This is a genomic window from Butyrivibrio sp. INlla14, from assembly GCF_900102515.1.
Lineage (GTDB): Bacteria > Bacillota > Clostridia > Lachnospirales > Lachnospiraceae > Butyrivibrio.
On the sequence record NZ_FMVS01000008.1, the window covers coordinates 67,612 to 87,848 of the forward strand.

The 20,237-nt window shown below is 40.4% G+C and carries 16 protein-coding genes and 1 other RNA gene; 15 read left to right on the plus strand and 2 right to left on the minus strand.

The genetic code is table 11. The features are described from left to right. Positions 1 to 174 precede the first annotated feature (174 nt). A complete protein-coding gene (thrC, locus tag BLO53_RS06890; RefSeq protein WP_092059970.1) occupies positions 175 to 1,668 on the plus strand; it encodes a threonine synthase in 1,494 nt (497 codons plus the stop codon). 53 nt (positions 1,669 to 1,721) lie between these two features. Continuing rightward, positions 1,722 to 3,095: a citrate/2-methylcitrate synthase gene (locus BLO53_RS06895; protein ID WP_092059972.1), complete on the plus strand. Its 1,374-nt coding sequence runs from the start codon at positions 1,722 to 1,724 to the stop codon at positions 3,093 to 3,095. 67 nt (positions 3,096 to 3,162) lie between these two features. On the opposite strand, the gene deoC is transcribed toward BLO53_RS06895, so the two are convergent. After that, entirely contained in the window at positions 3,163 to 3,822 is a 660-nt protein-coding gene (deoC, locus tag BLO53_RS06900; protein ID WP_092059974.1) for a deoxyribose-phosphate aldolase, read from the minus strand. A gap of 175 nt (positions 3,823 to 3,997) precedes the next feature. Between deoC and BLO53_RS06905 the strand changes: the two genes are divergently transcribed. The 11 genes from BLO53_RS06905 (at position 3,998) to BLO53_RS06955 (ending at position 15,127) form a co-directional block, all read left to right on the plus strand. Further along, a complete protein-coding gene (locus BLO53_RS06905) occupies positions 3,998 to 5,161 on the plus strand; it encodes a hypothetical protein (protein ID WP_092059976.1) in 1,164 nt (387 codons plus the stop codon). 142 nt (positions 5,162 to 5,303) lie between these two features. Next, entirely contained in the window at positions 5,304 to 7,127 is a 1,824-nt protein-coding gene (locus tag BLO53_RS06910; protein ID WP_092059978.1) for an aminopeptidase P family protein, read from the plus strand. Positions 7,128 to 7,250: 123 nt separating this feature from the next. Then, a non-coding RNA gene (gene ssrS / locus BLO53_RS06915) (6S RNA) lies at positions 7,251 to 7,458 on the plus strand. Positions 7,459 to 7,529: 71 nt separating this feature from the next. Continuing rightward, entirely contained in the window at positions 7,530 to 8,450 is a 921-nt protein-coding gene (locus BLO53_RS06920; RefSeq protein WP_092059980.1) for a YihY/virulence factor BrkB family protein, read from the plus strand. 49 nt (positions 8,451 to 8,499) lie between these two features. Further along, positions 8,500 to 9,675: an AI-2E family transporter gene (locus BLO53_RS06925; protein ID WP_092059982.1), complete on the plus strand. Its 1,176-nt coding sequence runs from the start codon at positions 8,500 to 8,502 to the stop codon at positions 9,673 to 9,675. Positions 9,676 to 9,689: 14 nt separating this feature from the next. Continuing rightward, complete coding sequence (locus BLO53_RS06930; protein ID WP_092059984.1) at positions 9,690 to 9,905, plus strand: hypothetical protein; 216 nt, start codon at positions 9,690 to 9,692, stop codon at positions 9,903 to 9,905. Between the two features lie 81 nt (positions 9,906 to 9,986). Further along, positions 9,987 to 11,072, plus strand: coding sequence for an endonuclease/exonuclease/phosphatase family protein (locus BLO53_RS06935; protein ID WP_092059986.1), 1,086 nt, complete (start codon positions 9,987 to 9,989; stop codon positions 11,070 to 11,072). A gap of 88 nt (positions 11,073 to 11,160) precedes the next feature. Further along, a complete protein-coding gene (locus BLO53_RS06940) occupies positions 11,161 to 12,420 on the plus strand; it encodes a 6-phosphofructokinase (protein WP_092059988.1) in 1,260 nt (419 codons plus the stop codon). Between the two features lie 193 nt (positions 12,421 to 12,613). Next, positions 12,614 to 12,892 (plus strand): HU family DNA-binding protein, encoded by a 279-nt coding sequence (locus tag BLO53_RS06945; RefSeq protein WP_013280467.1) that lies wholly within the window; start codon positions 12,614 to 12,616, stop codon positions 12,890 to 12,892. 163 nt (positions 12,893 to 13,055) lie between these two features. Further along, the gene (locus BLO53_RS06950; protein ID WP_092059990.1) at positions 13,056 to 14,717 is read left to right on the plus strand and encodes a GGDEF domain-containing phosphodiesterase; all 1,662 of its coding nucleotides are present in this window, start codon (positions 13,056 to 13,058) and stop codon (positions 14,715 to 14,717) included. 164 nt (positions 14,718 to 14,881) lie between these two features. Next, entirely contained in the window at positions 14,882 to 15,127 is a 246-nt protein-coding gene (locus tag BLO53_RS06955; RefSeq protein WP_051196825.1) for an HPr family phosphocarrier protein, read from the plus strand. Between the two features lie 78 nt (positions 15,128 to 15,205). Here BLO53_RS06955 and BLO53_RS06960 read toward each other — a convergent pair whose 3' ends face one another. After that, on the minus strand, positions 15,206 to 16,093 hold the full coding sequence (locus tag BLO53_RS06960; protein WP_092059993.1) for a DegV family protein: 888 nt from the start codon (positions 16,091 to 16,093) through the stop codon (positions 15,206 to 15,208). Positions 16,094 to 16,644: 551 nt separating this feature from the next. Between BLO53_RS06960 and BLO53_RS06965 the strand changes: the two genes are divergently transcribed. Continuing rightward, a complete protein-coding gene (locus BLO53_RS06965) occupies positions 16,645 to 17,280 on the plus strand; it encodes a manganese efflux pump MntP (RefSeq protein ID WP_242875328.1) in 636 nt (211 codons plus the stop codon). 60 nt (positions 17,281 to 17,340) lie between these two features. Then, positions 17,341 to 20,223, plus strand: a complete 2,883-nt coding sequence (locus BLO53_RS06970; RefSeq protein WP_092059997.1) for a glycoside hydrolase family 2 TIM barrel-domain containing protein — start codon at positions 17,341 to 17,343, stop codon at positions 20,221 to 20,223. Positions 20,224 to 20,237: the final 14 nt, after the last annotated feature.

The window sequence follows — 20,237 nt, forward strand, 5'->3', positions numbered from 1 at the left end:
TATATTGACCTATCTTATGGTATACTGAGTATTCAAAGAGGTAATCTATACTCTTTTTTGTTCTTAAATATATTCACAGATATGATATACGAATTGCTCCATAATTAACATCATTTTCGCAATCCTATATCATAGTTATATTTTTATTTTACCAACAAAAGAGGAGTGAAAGCAATGGCAAAGGAAGTTTTGTACAGTAGCACCAGAGGGGCTTTGGGCCAGATAAAGGCATCTGAAGCTATTTTAAGGGGACTTGCTCCAGACGGAGGTCTTTACGTTCCTGATCATATTCCACATTTGGAAAAAGAGCTTAGGGAGATCGCGCAGCTTGATTATAAAGAGACTGCCTATGAAGTAATGAAGCTTCTTTTGACTGATTATACAGAGGAAGAGCTTAGATACTGCATAACAAATGCTTATGATTCCAAATTTGACACAGAGGAGATTGCTCCTATTTCAGAGGCTGATGGAGCTTTTTACCTTGAGCTTTATCACGGGGCTACAATTGCCTTCAAGGATATGGCTCTTTCAATCCTACCATACCTTATGACAACAGCAGCCAAAAAGAACAATGTTAAAAATGAGATCGTTATTCTTACTGCTACAAGTGGTGATACTGGAAAGGCTGCACTTGCAGGTTTTGCAGATGTTCCTGGAACAAGGATCATTGTCTTTTATCCTAAACACGGAGTAAGCCCTATACAGGAGCAGCAGATGGTTACTCAGAAGGGCGATAACACCTGCGTTATTGGTATAGAGGGTAACTTTGATGATGCTCAGACAGGGGTCAAGAAGATCTTTACAGATAAAGAGCTGGCAGCTGAACTTGATGCCAAGGGATTCCAGTTTTCTTCTGCTAATTCCATCAATATTGGACGACTTGTTCCTCAGATTGTTTATTATGTTTACTCTTATGCAAAGCTTCTTAAAGAGGGCAGGATTGCAGATGGCGATGCTATAAATGTAGTAGTTCCTACAGGTAACTTTGGTAATATTCTGGCTGCTTATTATGCCAAGAATATGGGTGTGCCAATTGCCAAGCTTATCTGTGCATCCAACTCCAACAAGGTCTTATTTGACTTCTTTAAGACTGGTGAGTACGACAGAAACAGAGAGTTTGTTTTAACAGCTTCTCCATCTATGGATATTCTCATTTCATCTAATCTTGAGAGACTTATTTACCACATCGCTGGAGATAATGCCCAGAAGGATGCAGAGTTTATGGCACAGCTGGCGTCTAATGGTAAGTATGAGATCACTGATGATATGAGAGAAAAGCTCACAGACTTCTATGGCGGCTTTGCTACAGAGGAAGAGACATTTAATACTATCAGGAATGTTTTTGATAAGACAGGATACCTTATGGACACACATACTGCTGTAGCAAGTTCAGTTTACAGTAAGTATGTAGCTGAGACAGGAGATAAGACAGTTTCTGTAATTGCTTCTACAGCAAGTCCATTTAAGTTTACAAGAAGCGTTATGACGGCCCTTGGAAAGGCAGATGATTCCAAGGACGATTTTGCTCTTGCTGACGAGCTTTCAAGAGTTTCAGGTGTCGAGATACCTGATGCTGTGACATCTATCAGAACTGCTGAGATCAGACACAAGACAGTAGTAGATAAGGACAAGATGCAGAGCGCTGTTCTTGATTTTCTTTCAAAGTGATAATCTTTTTAACACTGATACAAATAAAATAAACGTTTATATAGGAGGTGCGTATGGATTTAGGCAAGGGCTATTACTCACAGAACACACCGGAAATTGTTGAACTTTCCAAGCTTTCTCAGGAAGCTGATCTTATTGAAAACGATCTTTTTTATAAATACGATGTAAAGAGGGGACTTCGTGACCTTAATGGTAAGGGTGTCTTAACCGGCCTTACCAGGATTTCCGAGATAATCGCCAAAAAGGAAGTCGACGGAAAAGAAATCCCTGCAGATGGCGAGATATATTTTAGAGGCTATGACGTTCACAAACTTATAGATGCCGCTGTCAAAGAGAACAGGTTTGCCTTTGAAGAGTGTGCTTATTTGCTTCTTTTTGATAAGCTGCCTACGGGAAAAGAACTATTTGAGTTTGAAAAGCTTCTTGGAATCTATAAAAGTCTTCCGCCCAGCTTTGTAAGGGACGTTATCATGAAGTCCCCTAGCAGGGATATGATGAATACTCTTGCGAGAAGCGTTTTGACTCTATATTCCTATGATGATCATGCAGATGATGTGTCACTTCCTAATGTCTTGAGGCAGTCTCTGCAGTTGATCAGTATGTTTCCGCTTTTGGCTATTTATGGGTATCATGCCTATAACCATTACCATGAGGGTAATTCCCTTATCATTCATCCGCCAAAAGAGGAATTGTCAACGGCAGAGATGATCTTGTATCTTCTAAGGCCAGATAGTCAGTATACAGAGCTTGAGGCAAAACTTCTTGATATCTGTCTTGTGCTACATATGGAGCATGGTGGTGGTAACAACTCGTCTTTTACAACTCATGTGGTCAGTTCCAGCATGACAGATACCTACTCTGTAATAGCAGCGGCAATAGGTTCTTTGAAGGGCCCAAGACATGGAGGCGCAAATATTAAGGTTGTGCACATGTTTGATGATATTGAGGCCAATGTAAAGAATTGGAAGGATGAGGAAGAAGTTAGAGCTTACCTGGATAAGATCCTCAACAAAGAAGCCTTTGATGGGGCAGGACTTATCTACGGAATAGGACATGCTATTTATTCCAAGTCTGATCCTCGTGCAGTTATTTTAAAGAGCTTTGTAGAAAAGCTTGCAGCAGAAAAGGACAAAGAGGATGAACTTGCTCTATATGAGCTTGTTGAGAAGCTTGCTCCTGAGCTTATTGCAGGTGAGAGGACTATGTACAAGGGTGTAAGTGCCAATGTGGACTTTTATTCTGGGTTTGTATACAGAATGCTAGAGCTTCCTGAAGAGCTTTACCCTACTATTTTTGCAATAGCAAGAATTGTGGGCTGGAGTGCACACAGAATGGAAGAACTCGTCAATAATGGTAAGATCATTCGCCCTGCCTATATGGCTATTGAGCCCCGTAAGGAATATGTAGACATGGCAGACCGCACATAAAAAACAAAAGATAAATACTTAGAACATAGAAAAGCCGCCCAAGTGGGCGGCTCTTTGTTTATGAAAATCAAAGATTATATTTAGCTGCGATAAGTGGAGCTACCTTAGAGGAACCGATACGGCTGCATCCAGCCTCTGCATATGCAAGAGCATCTTCGATAGTACGGATTCCACCAGCTGCCTTGATCTTAACATTAGGACCGATGTGCTTTTTGAAAAGCTCGATGTCAGCAAGAGTAGCACCAGCTGTTCCAAATCCTGTAGAAGTCTTGATGTATTCTGCACCAGACTCTGTTACGATCTCGCAGAGCTTGATCTTCTCATCTTCTGTAAGATAGCAAGTCTCAATGATAACCTTAAGAAGTTTGTCTCCACATGCCTCACGGATCATCTTGAGCTCTTTTAATACTTCATCATATCTGTGGTTCTTGACATCACTTATATTAACTACTGTATCAATCTCAGAAGCGCCATCAGCGATAGAATCCTTGGCTTCTACAACCTTGGATGATGCACTGTTGTAACCAAGAGGGAAACCTATAACTGTGCAGAGCTTGAGGTTGTCGCCGTATTTATCATGTACTCTCTTAAGATATGTCTGTGGGATGCAGACTGTTGCTGTGCCATACTTAACAGCCTCGTCGCAAAGTGATACGATGTCCTCCCATGTAGCATTAGCCTGAAGCTGAGTGTGATCAATAAGTTTAAGTATTTCTTTTTCTTCCATTTGTGAATCTCCCTTAAAAAGTGTGATCAAAATTTTTTGATACCTTAACTATTATACAGTCTGAAAATAGGCTGCGCAAATATTTATGTTTTTTTAATAATTGAGGTACAAAAAATGGTTTAACATTAGAAGTGAATTTCGAATTTGAAAAAAGGAATATGTGAGGAGGAGTATTATGAAGAGCAGATATGTGGCTTGTCTTGTTGCTGGAGTTATGACTGTTTCAGTATTAAATGTTGCATGTGGTGCGGACACTGGCTCTGATCTTGTAACTGAGGAGAGCAGTGTTTCTGCGGAAGAGAGTACTTCTACTATAGCAGCTACTGCTGAGGAAGTTGGACTTGCTAATCCTTGGAGAGATATAACTGAAGAAGAGGCACACGGAGTTGTTGCAAAGCTTTTTAAGGCGCCTGAGGGAGCAACAAATGTTCAGTGGAGTATTTTGGATTCAGTTGCTGATCCGTCTGGCTTTCCAGGACCTTTGGTTCAGCTTACTTTCACTCTTGATGAAGTCGCATTTACTGCAAGAGAGCAGGCAACAGGTGACTCTGAGGCGGATTTATCAGGACTATATTATGAGTGGACTGCTACAGATGAAGTTGTACTTGCTAACTGGGCAGGAGGAGAGATGCCTGCTAAGTTCTACAGATATATAGGCGAAAACGAATATATAGATCTTTGTACCTTTTATGATGTTGAATATGGTGCAGCTTACAGCATAAGCGCTGATGCCAATGATCTTGACGGCTTTGACCTTCAGGCAGTGGTTGAACAGATGTATGATCCTGCAACTAACAGCATTGGAGATGAAGAAGTAGAGGAAAATGCTCATGTTCCTATGGATATCACGGGCTGCGATACCTTTACCAATATAGTAGATAAGCTAAATAAAGACCAGGGCTATGCCAATGTTACAATTGGAGATGTGGATGTTCTTTTGGTCACAGAATATACCTTTGAGGATACTGAAGCCGGTAAGAGCGAGGCTATTGACGCTGACGTCTATTACTACACCAAGGATGGAAAGCTTGAATATGCCGGATATGTTACTTCTGGCGGGACAGCATATCCTTTATCTGTTAAAGATGGCAAGCTTTACGTAGGCGGCAATCACTTTTTCAAGAAATATTCTTTTGTAGGCGAGAGCATTTTTGTAATCGATGAAGAAGCCTGGGTAGAATACGATGAAGACGGAAATGGTACTTATTTTGCTCATTCAGATATTGCAAGTATTGATGGCGCTGATGAAAATGGCCAGGTTGCAGATGACAGCATCATGAACGAGATTTACGACGAGATGACTAAGGGCGAGGTAGTTGACTTTCAGGTAGTGAAGTGATAATTTGCCAAGTAAGCATATGATAACAACAAATAAGGGCTCTGCGCAAAGGTTGCGACAGGGTCCTTCTTTTTTTACTTGCAAGTTAGAACTACTGTGTTAAAATTTCTTATGATCGTATTGATAAAAAAGGAGTTATGAGATGGCTATCGAAAATACAGTAATAAAGGAGAGACTTGCTGCTCTTCGTGCCAAAATGGCAGAAAATGGTATCGATTATTATATGATGCCGACTTCAGATTTCCACAACTCTGAGTACTCAGCTGACTTTTTTAAGGTAAGAGAGTATTTCTGTGGATTTGATGGTTCAAACGGAACACTTGTTGTATCTGCAGATCACGCTGGAATGTGGACAGACGGAAGATACTTCATTCAGGCTGAGAACCAGATGAAGGGTACTTCTGTAGAATTATTTAAAATGGGAAATCCCGGGGTTCCAACTATTGAGGAATATCTTTCTCAGAATATGAAGGAAGGACAGGTTCTTGGCTTCGATGGAAGAGTTGTATCTACAAGCATCGGAGAGAAGCTTGAGAAGAAGCTTTCTGAGAAAAAGGTATCTCTTAAGATTGACAAGGATCTTGCACAGGAAGTATGGACAGACAGACCGGCACTTCCATGCCACGATATGTATGTGCTTTCTGATGAACTCTGCGGAAGATCATTCGCCCAGAAGCTTGCAGATGTCAGAGAGAAGATGAAAAAGGCCGGGGTATCATCACATCTTTTATCTAAGCTTGATGATATCATGTGGCTTACAAATCTTCGTGGTAACGATGTTGAATGTAATCCTGTAGCTCTTTCTTATGCTTATATCACTCTTGAGAGATTTGTATTATTTGTTCAGCCAGACGAGGTAACAGAAGAAGTTAAGGCTTACTGCGACAGAGTAGGTATTGAACTTAAGGATTATGCTGAGGTTATGAGCTTTGTTTCAGAAGCAGCTTTTGATGGCAATATTCTCTATGATAAGAGAAATACTAACTTCCTTACATACAAGACTCTTTCTAAAAAGGCTGAGGATGCAGGTGTTTCTTTGAAAAATGAGAAGGATCCTACTGAGCTTATGAAGGCTGTCAAGAACGAGACAGAGCTTAAGAATATCAGAGAGGTATACCTCAGAGATAGTGCGGCTCTTACAGAGTTCATCTATTGGGTCAAGAAGAATGTCGGCAAGATTGAAATGACTGAGTATTCAGCTGCTATGAAGCTTGATAGTATGAGAGCACAGCTCCCTGGTTTTATTGAGCTTTCTTTCCCTACTATCAGCGCATACAATGCCAACGCAGCAATGGCTCATTATGAGGCTACCAAAGATAATTGCGCTGAGGTCAAGGCACAGGGAATGCTCCTTGTAGATTCAGGCGGAACATACATGGGCGGTACAACTGATGTTACCAGAACTATCGTAGTTGGTGAGATTTCAGACGAAATCAAGAAGCACTATACTGCAACAGTAGCAGGTATGCTCCAGATGGCAGATGCTCTTTTCCTTGAAGGCTGCACTGGAAGAAACCTCGATGTATATGCAAGAAGACCATTATGGGATATCGGAATTGACTATAACCATGGCACAGGCCACGGTATAGGATATATGCTTAATGTTCATGAGGGACCTCATAGTCTTAGATGGAGATATGTAGAAGGTGCAAGTGAAGCTGTTCTTGAGCCTGGCATGATCGTATCTGATGAGCCTGGTGTTTACATTGAGGGCAGCCACGGTATCCGTATAGAGAATATTGTTGAGGTTGTCAAGAGATCAGAGAATGAGTATGGCAAGTTCTATGGTTTTGACCACCTTACCTATGCACCTATCGACCTTGAAGCTATTGATACTCGCTATATGAAACCTGAGCATGTGGAACTCCTTAACAAGTACCACAAGGCAGTGTATGAGAAGGTTAGCCCTTATATCAAGGATGAAGAGATCAAGAACTGGCTCAAAGAGGCTACAAGAGCAATCTGATCCTGAGCGCTATATTTAGAGATACTTTATAATGGTTAAAATAGTGTGAAATCGGCCAAAACCCCTTGAAAAATGGGAGGCTATGGATATAATAAAGGTATAAGGAACTACCTAGTATTAGTAGTTCTCCTGGAATGTCCGACAACTCCTGTGTAATTTGAACCTACATTTCTTTAAACGGGATTCTTAGATCATCATATTTGATGTCACGCCTTCGGCCCTGCGCATGCGCAGACCAGCTACGGGAGAGGAAGGCAGAGATTATGGTTGCGGAAACCCACCTGGCGTTAGCTAGGAGTCAAATAACAGGAACCGGCATTTTGGGATTTTCTTAGAAAATAAAGCAGTCATTTACATGGCTGCTTTTTCATTTCGTATTATTTTATTTTTGAGGAACGATGTATGAATATTAAGGCGGCGCTGATTGCACTTGCCAAGGATTTTGCAAACAGAATGCAAAAAAAGAATATGGCGGCTTACGCAGGTAGCACGGCCTTTTTCTTCATACTTTCTTTTATCCCTCTGTTGATTCTTTTATCTTCTGCAATCCCTTATACTTCCCTTACTCAGGAAGATCTTATCAGAGTTATGGTAGAGGTTACGCCCGATTTTGCTGATAGTGTGATGATAAGGCTGATTAGCGAGGCGTATCAGTCCTCTGTTGCTGTTTTTTCTATATCGGCTCTTGTAACTATCTGGTCGGGGGCTTTGGGAATGCTGGCGCTTATCAGAGGGCTTAATATTATCTATGATGTTGATGAGAGACGTAACTATTTTTACCTGAGATTTATAGCAGCCCTTTATACCATTGCTATGATAATCATACTTCTTATTATGCTGATGATAATGGTATTTGGCGATTTTGTTAAGCACTTTATCATGAGCGCATATCCACATATCTGGAGGGCAGTTTCCTTTTTGGTAAATTTTAAATTTGTCGTGGTCATTGGAATAGCTGTATTGGCCTTCGCACTTATCTATACCTTTGTGCCAAGTGCCAGGATGAAATTCATATATCAGCTTCCGGGAGCTATTTTATCAGCAGTTGTATGGTATGTTTTTTCATGGATATTTTCACTTTACGTGGAAAACACAGGGGCCTACACTTCGATTTATGGAAGCCTTGCAACTCCTGTTATTATGATGTTCTGGCTATATTTTTGTATATACATTTTTCTTTTTGGAGCGTTCATAAATCGGTTTTTTCATCCGGCAGTAAGAGTTTTGTACGATGATCATCATAGGAAAACGGTCAGGAAAAACGTCAAGAAAAAGAGCAGAAAGGTACTTAGAAAGTCTAGAAAAAGAAACGATTTTGTATAAATATAAAAACGAGATATAATAAGTATAGAGTTTGCTTTGGAGGTGAATAATGAAACTAGGAGGAAAATGGACTAAGAAAAGATGGGTTTCATATACTATTGCAACCTGTTCTGCGGTAGTTTTATATATGATACTGTCCCATATAGGAGGCTTATTTTCAGGAATAGGCTCACTTTATGCCTTTATAAAGCCTGTTGTAAGTGGAATAATAGTTGCCTATATTTTTAATCCGCTTGCCAATGTTTTTAATGATAAAGTATTTAGAAAAATGAAAAAAGAAAAGGCAAAATGGGGATTATCTGTGGCATGTGCTCTGATAGTTATAATTCTGGCTATAGTTCTTTTATTCGTTGCTCTTATACCGCAGCTGATAGACAGTGTGACGACATTTACCGATAACGTAGATGGCTATGTGGCTACGCTTCAGGGAGTACTGAGAGAAGTTGAGAAGGAAGATCCATCAGGACTTCTTGGCGTGGAGATTACCCAGATTGCAAGCTTTGGAGATAATATTCTGGATAAAATAGGTGACTATTTTGAAAACAATATGGCTAACGTAACGTCTACTATTGGAAGCTTGGCAACTACAACAGCCAATATAGGTAAGGGCGTCTTTGATGCAGTCATTGCCTTTATTCTTGCTATATATCTTTTGTTGGATAAGAACAGACTTATAAATGGCATTTCAAGATTTACCGGACTTATCATGAAGCCTGAAAATCACAAAAATACAGGCATATTTGTAAAAAGATGCAATGATATCATTATCAGATATATAAGCTTTGATATTGTAGATGGCATTATTGTAGGAGTTGTGAATTTGATATTCATGCTGGCTGCAGGAATACCTTATTCAGTCCTTATTTCAGTTATTGTAGGTATCACCAATCTGGCGCCCACATTTGGACCAATCGTAGGCTGCCTCATAGGGGCATTTATACTGGTGCTGGTAAATCCATGGTTTGCTCTTACATTTATTATTTTCACAATAATACTTCAAACTGTAGATGGATATATTTTAAAACCAAGACTGTTTGGAGAGAGCCTTGGGGTATCGCCTCTTATGATCCTTATATCAATTGTTCTTGGAGGAAGACTATTTGGAGTAGCGGGAATCCTTCTTGCAATTCCGTTTGCAGCTATAATTGATTTTATCTGGAGAGATTACATTCTTAAAAGACTTGAGGAAAGACAATTAAAGCGGTATCATGATACTAACGAGTAAGGGGGTATAGGGTTATGGATTTTGTTAAGGTAGTAGATACAGCTATCGACTTTTGCAAGGACAAGATTAACAAGGCTATGGATATCTGGGATAGCTTTGATGAAGATCAGAAGAGGCTCTACATTGGGTGCGCAGCGGTTGTATGCGTGGTTATTGTTGTGGCAGCTGTTGCCTATGGACTTGGCAGTGCTCACGGCAAGAGAGTGGCTCTTGAGGAAGAAGATTTCTGATACTGGTATATGGTAACTAAAGGCATTCCACTTTTTTAGTGGGTGCCTTTTGACGTTTTTTGGGAAAGATTGAGGAAATTCATGAAAAAAATACTTAAGATTTTAGGTGCGATTCTTTTAATTGTAGTATTGGTGGTTGTGGCGCTTGTTGGCTATCTGACTATTGATGAATACAAGCCTGAAGCCACAGAGAAAAAGCCTATTTCGGGCCAATGCGACGCATCGATCCAGATTGACACTGAATATACCTTTATGACCTGGAATGTGGGCTATGGAGCACTTGGAGACAATGCTGACTTTTTCATGGATGGCGGGAAAATGGTATATTCTGCAGACAAGGAAAGAGTAAAGACAAACCTTAGCGATATTTCCAAGATTGTAAATTCTGCCAATCCTGATTTTATCCTTTTTCAGGAGCTTGACAGAAACTCTTCCAGATCTTATTACACAGATGAGCTTGAAACTATTTTAGGTAACCTTAATGGAGATAGCTTAAACAGACAAAGTACTTTTGCATCTAACTTTAATGTGGCATTTGTTCCTCTTCCTGTGCCTCCAATTGGAAGGGTGTATGCAGGCCTTGCTACTGTTTCAGGATATGAGATTTCTGATGCTGAAAGAGTTGCGCTCCCATGTCCTTTTTCATGGCCTCTTAGAACCTTTAACTTAAAGAGATGTCTTCTTGTTACCAGACATCCTGTAGAAGGCTCTGATAAAGAGCTTGTTCTTATAAACCTTCATTTGGAAGCCTACGATTCCGGAGAAGGCAAGATTGCCCAGACCAATATGTTAAAAGATATCATGAACAGCGAAGCTGATAAGGGCAATTACGTCATAGTTGCCGGAGACTTTAATCAGACTTTTTCCAACATCGATATTTCAAAGTATCCTGTCCTTGAGGGGAGATGGGAGGCAGGAACTATTAATGTAGAAGATTTCGGGGATCGCTTTACCTTCTGCTATGATGACACTAATCCTACCTGCAGATCTTTGGACAAGGCTTATGTGGACGCAGATAAAGATCCTAAGAATTTCCAGTACTATATGCTTGATGGCTACATAGTTTCTAATAATGTGTCTGTAAATGAGGTGCAGACAGTTGATACAGGATTCAAGTGTTCAGATCATAATCCTGTAACGATGAAATTTGTACTAAAAAGTGAATGAAAACGTTTAAGTTTCGATTGAGCTTGAATGTTTTTTCGCCTATAATGTTTGTTATAGGTATTTACTACTTGAAAGGGGACAGGAGTTAATGGTACAGAAAAAGAAACGTAATGTAATTGTTGGGCAATCGGGAGGCCCTACAGCAGCAATCAACTCTTCTCTTGCCGGGGTTTACAGAACTGCTATCGATCGTGGATACCAGAAGGTATATGGCATGATCCATGGAGTTCAGGGCCTTATGGAAGGCAGATATGTGGATCTTGCAGACCACATCCAGAGCGGACTTGATATCGAGCTTCTTAAGAGAACACCATCTGCATATTTGGGGTCATGCAGATACAAGCTTCCTGAGATTTTTGAGAGCAAAGAAATCTACGAGAAGATCTTTGAGATTCTCGTTAAACTCGAGATTGACTGCTTTATCTACATTGGTGGCAACGATTCAATGGACACCATCAAGAAACTTTCAGACTACGCTATAATAACCGGCTCTGACATAAGATTTGTCGGATGCCCCAAGACTATTGATAATGATCTTGCGCTTACTGACCATACTCCAGGCTATGGCTCAGCAGCCAAGTACATTGGAACCTCTGTAAAAGAGATAATCAGAGACAGCTGGTCACTTGAGACCAGTCATGGACAGGTTATCATCGTAGAGGTAATGGGAAGAAATGCCGGATGGCTTACAGGCGCTACAGCACTTGCCAAGGGCGAGGATTGTGACGGTCCTGATGCAATCTATCTTCCAGAGCTTCCATTTGATATGGATTCATTTATCAAGAAGATCAAAGGCCTTCTTAAGAACAAGGCATCAATCGTCGTTGCAGTTTCTGAGGGTATCAGGACTAAGGATGGCAAGTATGTCAGCGAACTTGGCAACAATATTGACTATGTAGATGCATTTGGACACAAGCAGCTTACAGGTACAGCAAGATATCTCTGCGATGTGGTTTCCAAAGAGTGCGGATGCAAGACACGTGCCATCGAGCTTTCAACTCTTCAGAGAGCTGCAAGCCACTGTGCAAGCCGTGTAGATATTCTTGAAGCATATGAGGTTGGTGGTGCTGCAATGAAGGCAGCTGACGAAGGCGATAGCGGCAAGATGGTTGTTATCGAGAGATTGTCAGATGATCCTTATCAGGCAGGAACAGAGGTTAAGGACGTTCACAAGATTGCAAACGATGAGCGTACAGTACCTAGAGAGTGGATTACCAAGGACGGAACATATGTAACAAACGAATTTATTACTTATGTAAGACCTCTGATCCAGGGCGATGTAGGACCTATCATGGTTGATGGTATTCCAAGGCACCTTTACAGACCGGGATTCCAGGATATTCTGTGATCAGATTAATGTTTTGCCTTGAGTTACCTGCACAAATTGGCAATAAAACTGCTCAAATCCAGTAAAAAAGCGAAAAAAGTGAATAAAATCTTTAATTTTTGCGCATTTTTCGGCATTTATGGCTTGTTTGCAGTACAAAATAGTGGTAAAATGGGCAATGTAGTAAAATATTTCTTTTTGGAGGGAAAATTAAATGAACAAGACAGAACTTATTGATGCAATCGCAAAGGAAGCAGGACTTTCAAAGAAGGACGCTGCTGCAGCACTCAATGCTTTCACAGACACAGTAACAAAGGAGCTTAAGAAGAAGGGTAAGGTTCAGCTTGTTGGCTTCGGTACATTCGAGACAACAAAGAGAGCTGCTAGAACAGGTAAGAATCCTCAGACTGGCGCTGCTATCAAGATTCCTGCATCTGTAGCACCTAAGTTCAAGGCTGGTAAGGCTCTTAAGGATCTTGTAAACAAGAAATAATTTTCACGAATACAAAAGGCTACATCCTACGGGATGTAGCTTTTTTCGTATGTAAAAAAGAAAATAGATTGCGGTTATTTAGGTTGTAAAAAACTTCGATTTTTCGTACAATAGTGGTATGTAGGCGAAACTAGCAACTTCTTTTTTAGAGAGGGAAGTCAATATGACATTTGAAAGAAGCTTTATGAACTTTGTTCAGATTTTATCTGAAGAAGAGACCACTCCGGAAATATCCCCAAGTGCACTTGCAGATGTAGGCAAGGAGTATGCTCTCAGATCTATAGTTTGTATAGTTTCAAGTCTCAAGGAGTCCGACTCTTCAAGTGAGCCAGATGTTATTATTCCCTTGTTTGGACCGGTCCCTGAGAATGAACCGCCTGCATATCTTTTCAAGAATACTTTAAATGGCAGGAAGACTGTGACTTTCCATGTGTATCTTCGTGACAATAAGACCTGGAACGAAGAAGAATATCAGTCCTTTGCCATAGTGATAGACATTCTAATGATCCATACTGAGAGATTTCTTTTGGGCAAGGTTGTAAAAGACAGCGCTCTTACTCAGTATCTGACGGGACTTCCTAATTCTGGCGGCTTTATTGCTTATGCAACAAGGCTCTGCGAGAGTGGGGAGATCATGAATTATGATTCCTTTTTCTTTAATTTAAAAAGTTATGGCCTGATCAGCAGAAGATATGGTCTAAGTGAAGGCGATGAGATAATGAAGCGCTATGCTAAAAAGCTTCGTGAGTTCTGTCAGCAGGATGAGATTGTTGCTCATTTCGGCGGAGATAATTACACTGCCCTCATAAAAAAGGAAAGGACCAAGGCCTTTCTTAAGTACATTTCAGCAGTTCCTGTATATGGAATAAAAAATGATAAAAAAGAGGATTTAAAGGTTGCTGCAGTAACTGGTGTTTATGCGGTTGATGAGTCTTTAAAAGAGCCAGGACAGCTTATATCAAGGGCTGCCATGGCACTTAGCTATGCTAAAAATGTGGCTAATAAGCCTTATGTATTTGTCAATAAGGCCATGAGCACTAGAATATACAGGCAAAAGCAGATAGAAGACAGGTATGAAGAGGCTCTTTCAAGTGATGAGTTTAGAATATATCTGCAGCCCAAGGTGGATATTTTTACAGGAGAGATAGTAGGCGCAGAATCACTGACCAGGTGGTTTTGTAATGGCGTAGTCCTGTATCCGACCGAGTTTGTTCCTATCCTGGAGCAGGAGGGGATGGTAGCATCCCTTGATCTTTATGTTCTGCGCAAAACCTGCGAGTTCATAAAGAACTGGGAAAACAAGGGACTTGAGCCAGTTCAGGTGTCAGTCAATTTCTCCAGGAGGGATTTAAACTACAAGAATCTTGCCAAGGAAATTGTGACTATCATAGATGAGAGCGGAGTAGACAGATCTCTTTTACAGATTGAGGTTACAGAAACGGCAAGTGAGGACGAGCGCCTTCTGATGACAAGCTTTTTGAAGGCTCTTAAGGATAAAGGTATTGATACTGCCATAGACGACTTTGGAACTGGCTATTCATCATTATCAAACTTAAGAGATTTCCCTGTGACCATGATAAAGATAGACAGATCATTTATCAGTAATGAGTCTATTGAGAACAGCAATAATGATGAGATTGTCCTCAGGAATATAATTAATCTTGCAAAAGAGCTTAATATAAAGGTTCTGACTGAGGGAGTTGAGAGAGTAGAACAAGTAGAACTTTTGAAAAAAGTTGATTGTCATTTTGTGCAGGGATTCCTCTATGACAACCCTATGCCAGAGCAGGAATTTCAGAAACGATTAATTGAGAAAAAAGCCTGAAAAGTAGATAGATTAAATGTTTTCGGGAAACTAAACCGCAAAAATCCTTCTCCATATTTTATACTTTTTTAATATTTTATGTGTTCACATATTGTTCACATGGTGTTAAACTAAATTCTAGTCGCGGTATAGACCTGCGGTTTTTATGAGAGAGGGAATTGAATATGAAAAAAGAAGTGAAGGTTTCATTGGGATGTAAGTCCCAGATCATCCAGTTCATCAACATGAACTCTAAGTCTTCATGTGAGATCGATGTTCAGGATGGTCACAGCTACATCGATGGTAAGTCCATTGTTGGGCTTCTGTCGCTTAATTTATTTAAACCACTTGATGTGACAGTTATTGGGGATGACAAGAAGATCACAGATCTGATCCAAAACTATGGAACGCATCAATTGCTTATAGGCTGATATGGTGAGTTTATATGCGTAATAAAAAGAGTTTTGCTCGATGAGCAAAACTCTTTTTCAATAATAATATTTATTATATTAGTCAATTCTCTGTTTGCCCCAGAAGAAGAGCGCTACAGTGCCTGGGCCTGTGTGACTTCCAATGGTTGTACCAATACTAAAGATCTTGACCTTTCCCTTCATATTAGGGAATTTCTTCTCAATAAGATCAACTACTGCCTGAGCGTCATCTAGACAATCAGAATTGGATATGAAGCAGTCACCGTTATAGTCTGTGCCGTTTGCTGCAAGCTCTGCCATCTTTTCAACAATTGCCTTGATGACACCATTCTTGCCGCGGACCTTGCTGCGGACAACAAGCTTACCCTGGTAATCTACGTTCATTAGTGGGCAGATATTAAGAGCATTTCCGATAGCTCCGGAAACCTTTGAAATACGACCTCCTCTTACAAAATATTTAAGAGTAGTTGAGAAAAACCAGTGCTGGCACTCAAGTCTATGGTCAATTGTCCATTGATACAGATCATCAATGCTCATTCCGCCGTCGCGAAGATCTGCGAGTTTGTACATCAAAAGTCCGTATCCAGAAGAAGCGGCAAGAGAGTCTATAACATAAAGCTTTCTCTCTGGATATTTCTCTTTGAGCTGATCTCTTGCTATAGTAGCGGAATTAAGAGTACCTGACAGGCCAGAGCTTAAAGTTACATGGAAAACATCCTTACCCTCTTTTAGAAAGCCTTCAAAGTATTCAAGATATTCACCTATAGTTACCTGAGATGTCTGTGTCATGAGACCTTCAGACATTTTGTTATAGAAATCCTTAAATGGAATAGACTTTCCAAGGTCATCAGGATAATCCTTGCCATCTAGCTGAAAATGAAAACAGATAAAATTTATGTCGCGACTTTTAAATACTTCCTGATCAAGATCAGCAGTCGAGCAGCAACTAAGAATGAAATTACTCATTTTTTTCCTCTTTTCTTAAAAAAAATCATCAATTAAATAATACAATAATCTAACTTATGTATCAAATATAAAAATCCATTAAATTGATTACCGATAAATACTGGAATTGTTTGAATTGTCTGAAAATAGCATCATATTCTTTAAAATGGTTGACAAAAGTATTTGCAGATGCTATATTATATATACAATCACATTGTAGATAAAACCTAAGCAGTCCAAGTGGCATAAGCTTCACGGAAGACGAGCATTGGTTTTCGGAGCGGCTGACATTTACAGCGAGGGTGGCGATGCTTCATCGGAGCCAGGGAATGTCAAGGAGTCGCTAAGGGATGTGATTTATATAAATTAAGGGTAGCTTACAAAGTTACAGAAAGACGAGGAATAGTCCCTTGGAAAACAATTTATAAAGACGGGTGTTCATTGATTCAATGGATGCCCGTTTTTATTGTTCTTTTTACAAAAACATAACTTGCCTAATGCGGTTTGTATAGTTAAAATGATACATAGGCTTTTAGCCTATCTGTTTCAGATCATGGATGGAGATTTTGACTATGTTTTTACTTGTTTTTAATAGTGTCATGTTAGGCGTAGGGCTTGCTATGGATGCTTTTTCTGTATCCCTTGCAAATGGTTTTGCTGACCATAAGATGAGCCGCGCACGTAGAGTGCAGATAGCTTTTTGTTACGCTGCCTTTCAGTTTATGATGCCGGTAATTGGATGGTTTTTAGTTCACAATGCGGCAACTTTTTTTAAGGGCTTTCAGGCCTTTATTCCCTGGATTGCACTTATTCTTTTAGCTTTTATAGGCGGTAAGATGCTCATAGAAGGCATTCTTGACAGAAGAGCTGAGAAGAACTGCCCAAATGAACGTAACTGCAGCAAGTGTACTATAGAAAAGTGCAGGAAATATGGTATTGATCCAGAGGCTGGCAGTATTTCCAACAGGCTGCTTTTTATGCAGGGCATAGCAACATCTATAGATGCCTTATCTGTTGGATTTACTATTTCTGGATACAACAGTCTTCAGACGCTACTTAGTTCTTTTATAATTGGGGCTGTAACCTATGTAATCTGTTACATAGGTCTTAAACTTGGGATAGTTTTTGGAACCAAATTAGCCAGTGGAGCCAAGATAATTGGTGGTCTTATTCTGATAGGAATTGGCCTTGAGATATTTTTTAGTTAAAATGCAGGAGATCAGATCATATCTGGTCTCTTTTTAAAAATATTGGGGGAATGGATTTGTATGAAAATAGATTTGAGCGGGGCTTGGAGAATTGAACTTTCTGATGGAATGATCAAAGAGGACGGTTTTCTTCCCGGGACTTTAGATGAGAATAGGATGGGGAACCCTGACAAGATAGCAGGAGCCTGGCATCCTGACATGGAGAACAGGGAAACTGAAATTGATAAGCTTCTTTCTGCTGATTCCAGAATTGCCACAAGACTTACAAGAAATTATACCTATGAAGGGGCAGCAAAGTTTACACGCGTCTTCCATGGAGAGATAAAAAAGAATAAGAGATATTTTCTTTTTGCTGAGAGGGCAAGGACCATGTCTCTTAAAATAGATGGGAAAAGTGCCCCAGTAGTTGAGTCCTGGGAGGGAGGCCATTCTTATTATGAGGGCCTTTCAACTCCATGCATATTTGAGATTACGGGTCTTATCAGGGACGGAAGTCTCATAGAAATAACAACAGATAATACATATCCGGGACTTCCTTATAAAGATATTACCTGTTCCTCTGCGGCAACAGACGAGACCCAGACCAATTGGAATGGAGTTGTAGGACAGCTCTATATAGAGGAAAAGAGTGAAGCTTTCATAGAAGATTTTCGTGTTTATCCGGATTTGCAGGATTTTGACAGTGTTTTTGGAGAGGTTGCTTTGTCCTACAAGAGTCTTTATAAGGGGCAAAGCCGCAAAACACCTGGAAACCAGGCTGATAAAATGGTAAGGCTTGTTATTTCTGGAGAGTGCCTTGAAGGTTCAGGCGCAGAGCTTTTTTCGCGTGAAGTGACAATATATGCAGATGCAAACAACTCCTTCCATTTTAGCAAAGTGGCGATTAAAAAAGAGTTCAGTCAAAAAAAATGGGATGAGGGAGAGGGAAATCTTTTATATGCTACTGCAAGGCTATATGATGGTGATGACCTTTTAGATGAGAAAAAGGTATCCTTTGGCATAAGGGAATTTACCTATGATGGTAGTGGAAGACTCACACTAAACGGCAGAAGGATATTTTTACGAAGCGAAGCAAACTGCGGATTATTTCCTGAGACGGGACATCCTCCAATGGACAGGGATAGCTGGCTTGATATCATGAAGACTTATGCATCTTACGGTGTAAATTGTGTTCGTTTCCATTCCTGGTGCCCTCCGGAAGCGGCATTTAGCGCTGCAGATGAGCTTGGAATGTTGGTTCAGCCAGAACTTCCAAACTGGAATCCTAGAGATGCCTTTTCTACAAAAGAGAGTAGAGATTTTTATGAAAATGAGCTGAGACAGATAATAAAGACCTATGCAAATCACCCTTCTTTTGTGATGCTGACACTTGGAAATGAACTTCACACTGATGATGACGGCATTTCTGAGATGCACAGACTCATAGAGATTGCCAAAGAAATGGACAGTACAAGGCTCTTTGCCTGGGGCTCCAATAATTTTTATGGAGAAAAAGGAACTGACAAAGAGAGCGATTTTTATACTTCATCCAATGTTGGAGCTTCCGTTTTAAGACTTGCTGTTTCCGGCAATGAAGGCCGCATAAATACTGAGGTTCCAAATTCTACGAGAAACTTTGATGATAGCATGGAAGTCATTAGAAAGAACTTCAAAAAGCCAGTGTTTAGCTTTGAAGTAGGCCAGTATGAGGTCCTTCCTGATATGCATGAGCTGGATGAGTTTAAGGGGGTAACAAGACCTGATAACTTCTATATAGTCAGGGATAGAATAGAAAAGTCAGGCATGGAGTATGAAGAGTACGAAAAGAGAGTAGAGGCAACGGGAGAACTGGCTCTTTTAGCATATAGGGAAGAAGTTGAGGCGGTGCTTAGAACCAGGGAAATGTCTGGAATATCGCTTTTGGGGCTTCAGGATTTTACCGGGCAGGGAACAGCTCTTATTGGTATGATGAACTCCCATTTAAAGCCCAAATCCTGTAGCTTTGCAAGTCCTGAAAGATTTAATGAATTCTTTGCTCCCCAGGTAGTTTTGGTGCTTCTTGATAAGTATGTTTACAAGGTTGGAGAAACAATAAGAGCTGAAGTCAGGGTGGCTAATTTTGGAAAAGAGCCTCTTCCCGGGGGCTTTAGTTATGAACTTTGCGTCAATGAAAACTCAAATCATGGAACCAGTCTTGATGGTGGCCTTTATACCCTTGGCAGCAAGAAAGGGGTTAGCGAATGCCCTGTAGGAGAAGTGACAAGCCTTGGAAATGTAGAAATACCGCTGGACAACATAGAAGATCCAACTAGATTTGACCTTATTATCAGGCTTGCCAGATTTAGTGAGAGGCTAGGAGTATGCGCTAAAACGGATATTAAGGCAACTTATCCTATCTGGGTTTATCCAGACTTTGTACCTGAATGTCCTACAGGCGTCTATGAGACAAGAGTTTTAGATAAAAAGGCGATAGATGTTCTTAAAAATGGTGGCAAGGTGTTTTTGGACCCGCATTCCACCAAAGAGGCAATTCCCAATAGCGTAAAGGCCCAGTTTAGTACGGACTTTTGGTCTGTTGGAACCTTCCCGAACCAGGAAGGGGCTATGGGACAGTTTATAGACAAGGAACATCCCATTTTTGACAACTTCCCAACGGAGGAACACAGTAACTTCCAGTGGTTTAGGATGGCTTCTCAGAGAGCCTTCATCCTTCCAAGGTATATGAAGAGTATTGTGGCTGAAATGGACTGCTACGTTCGACTACGCCCTATGGCTCAGCTAATGGAAGTAAAGGCCTATAATGGTAAAATGATCATGTCCTCAATGGGGCTTCATGATCTCTTGGAACATCCGGAGGCAAGAGCTCTTTTGTCATCAATTTACAGATATATGGATAGTGACGTCTTTGAACCAGAGGAAGTCATATCTGAAGAGGAACTCAGAAAAATTATTGCCATGAAATAATTGCCATTCGTATA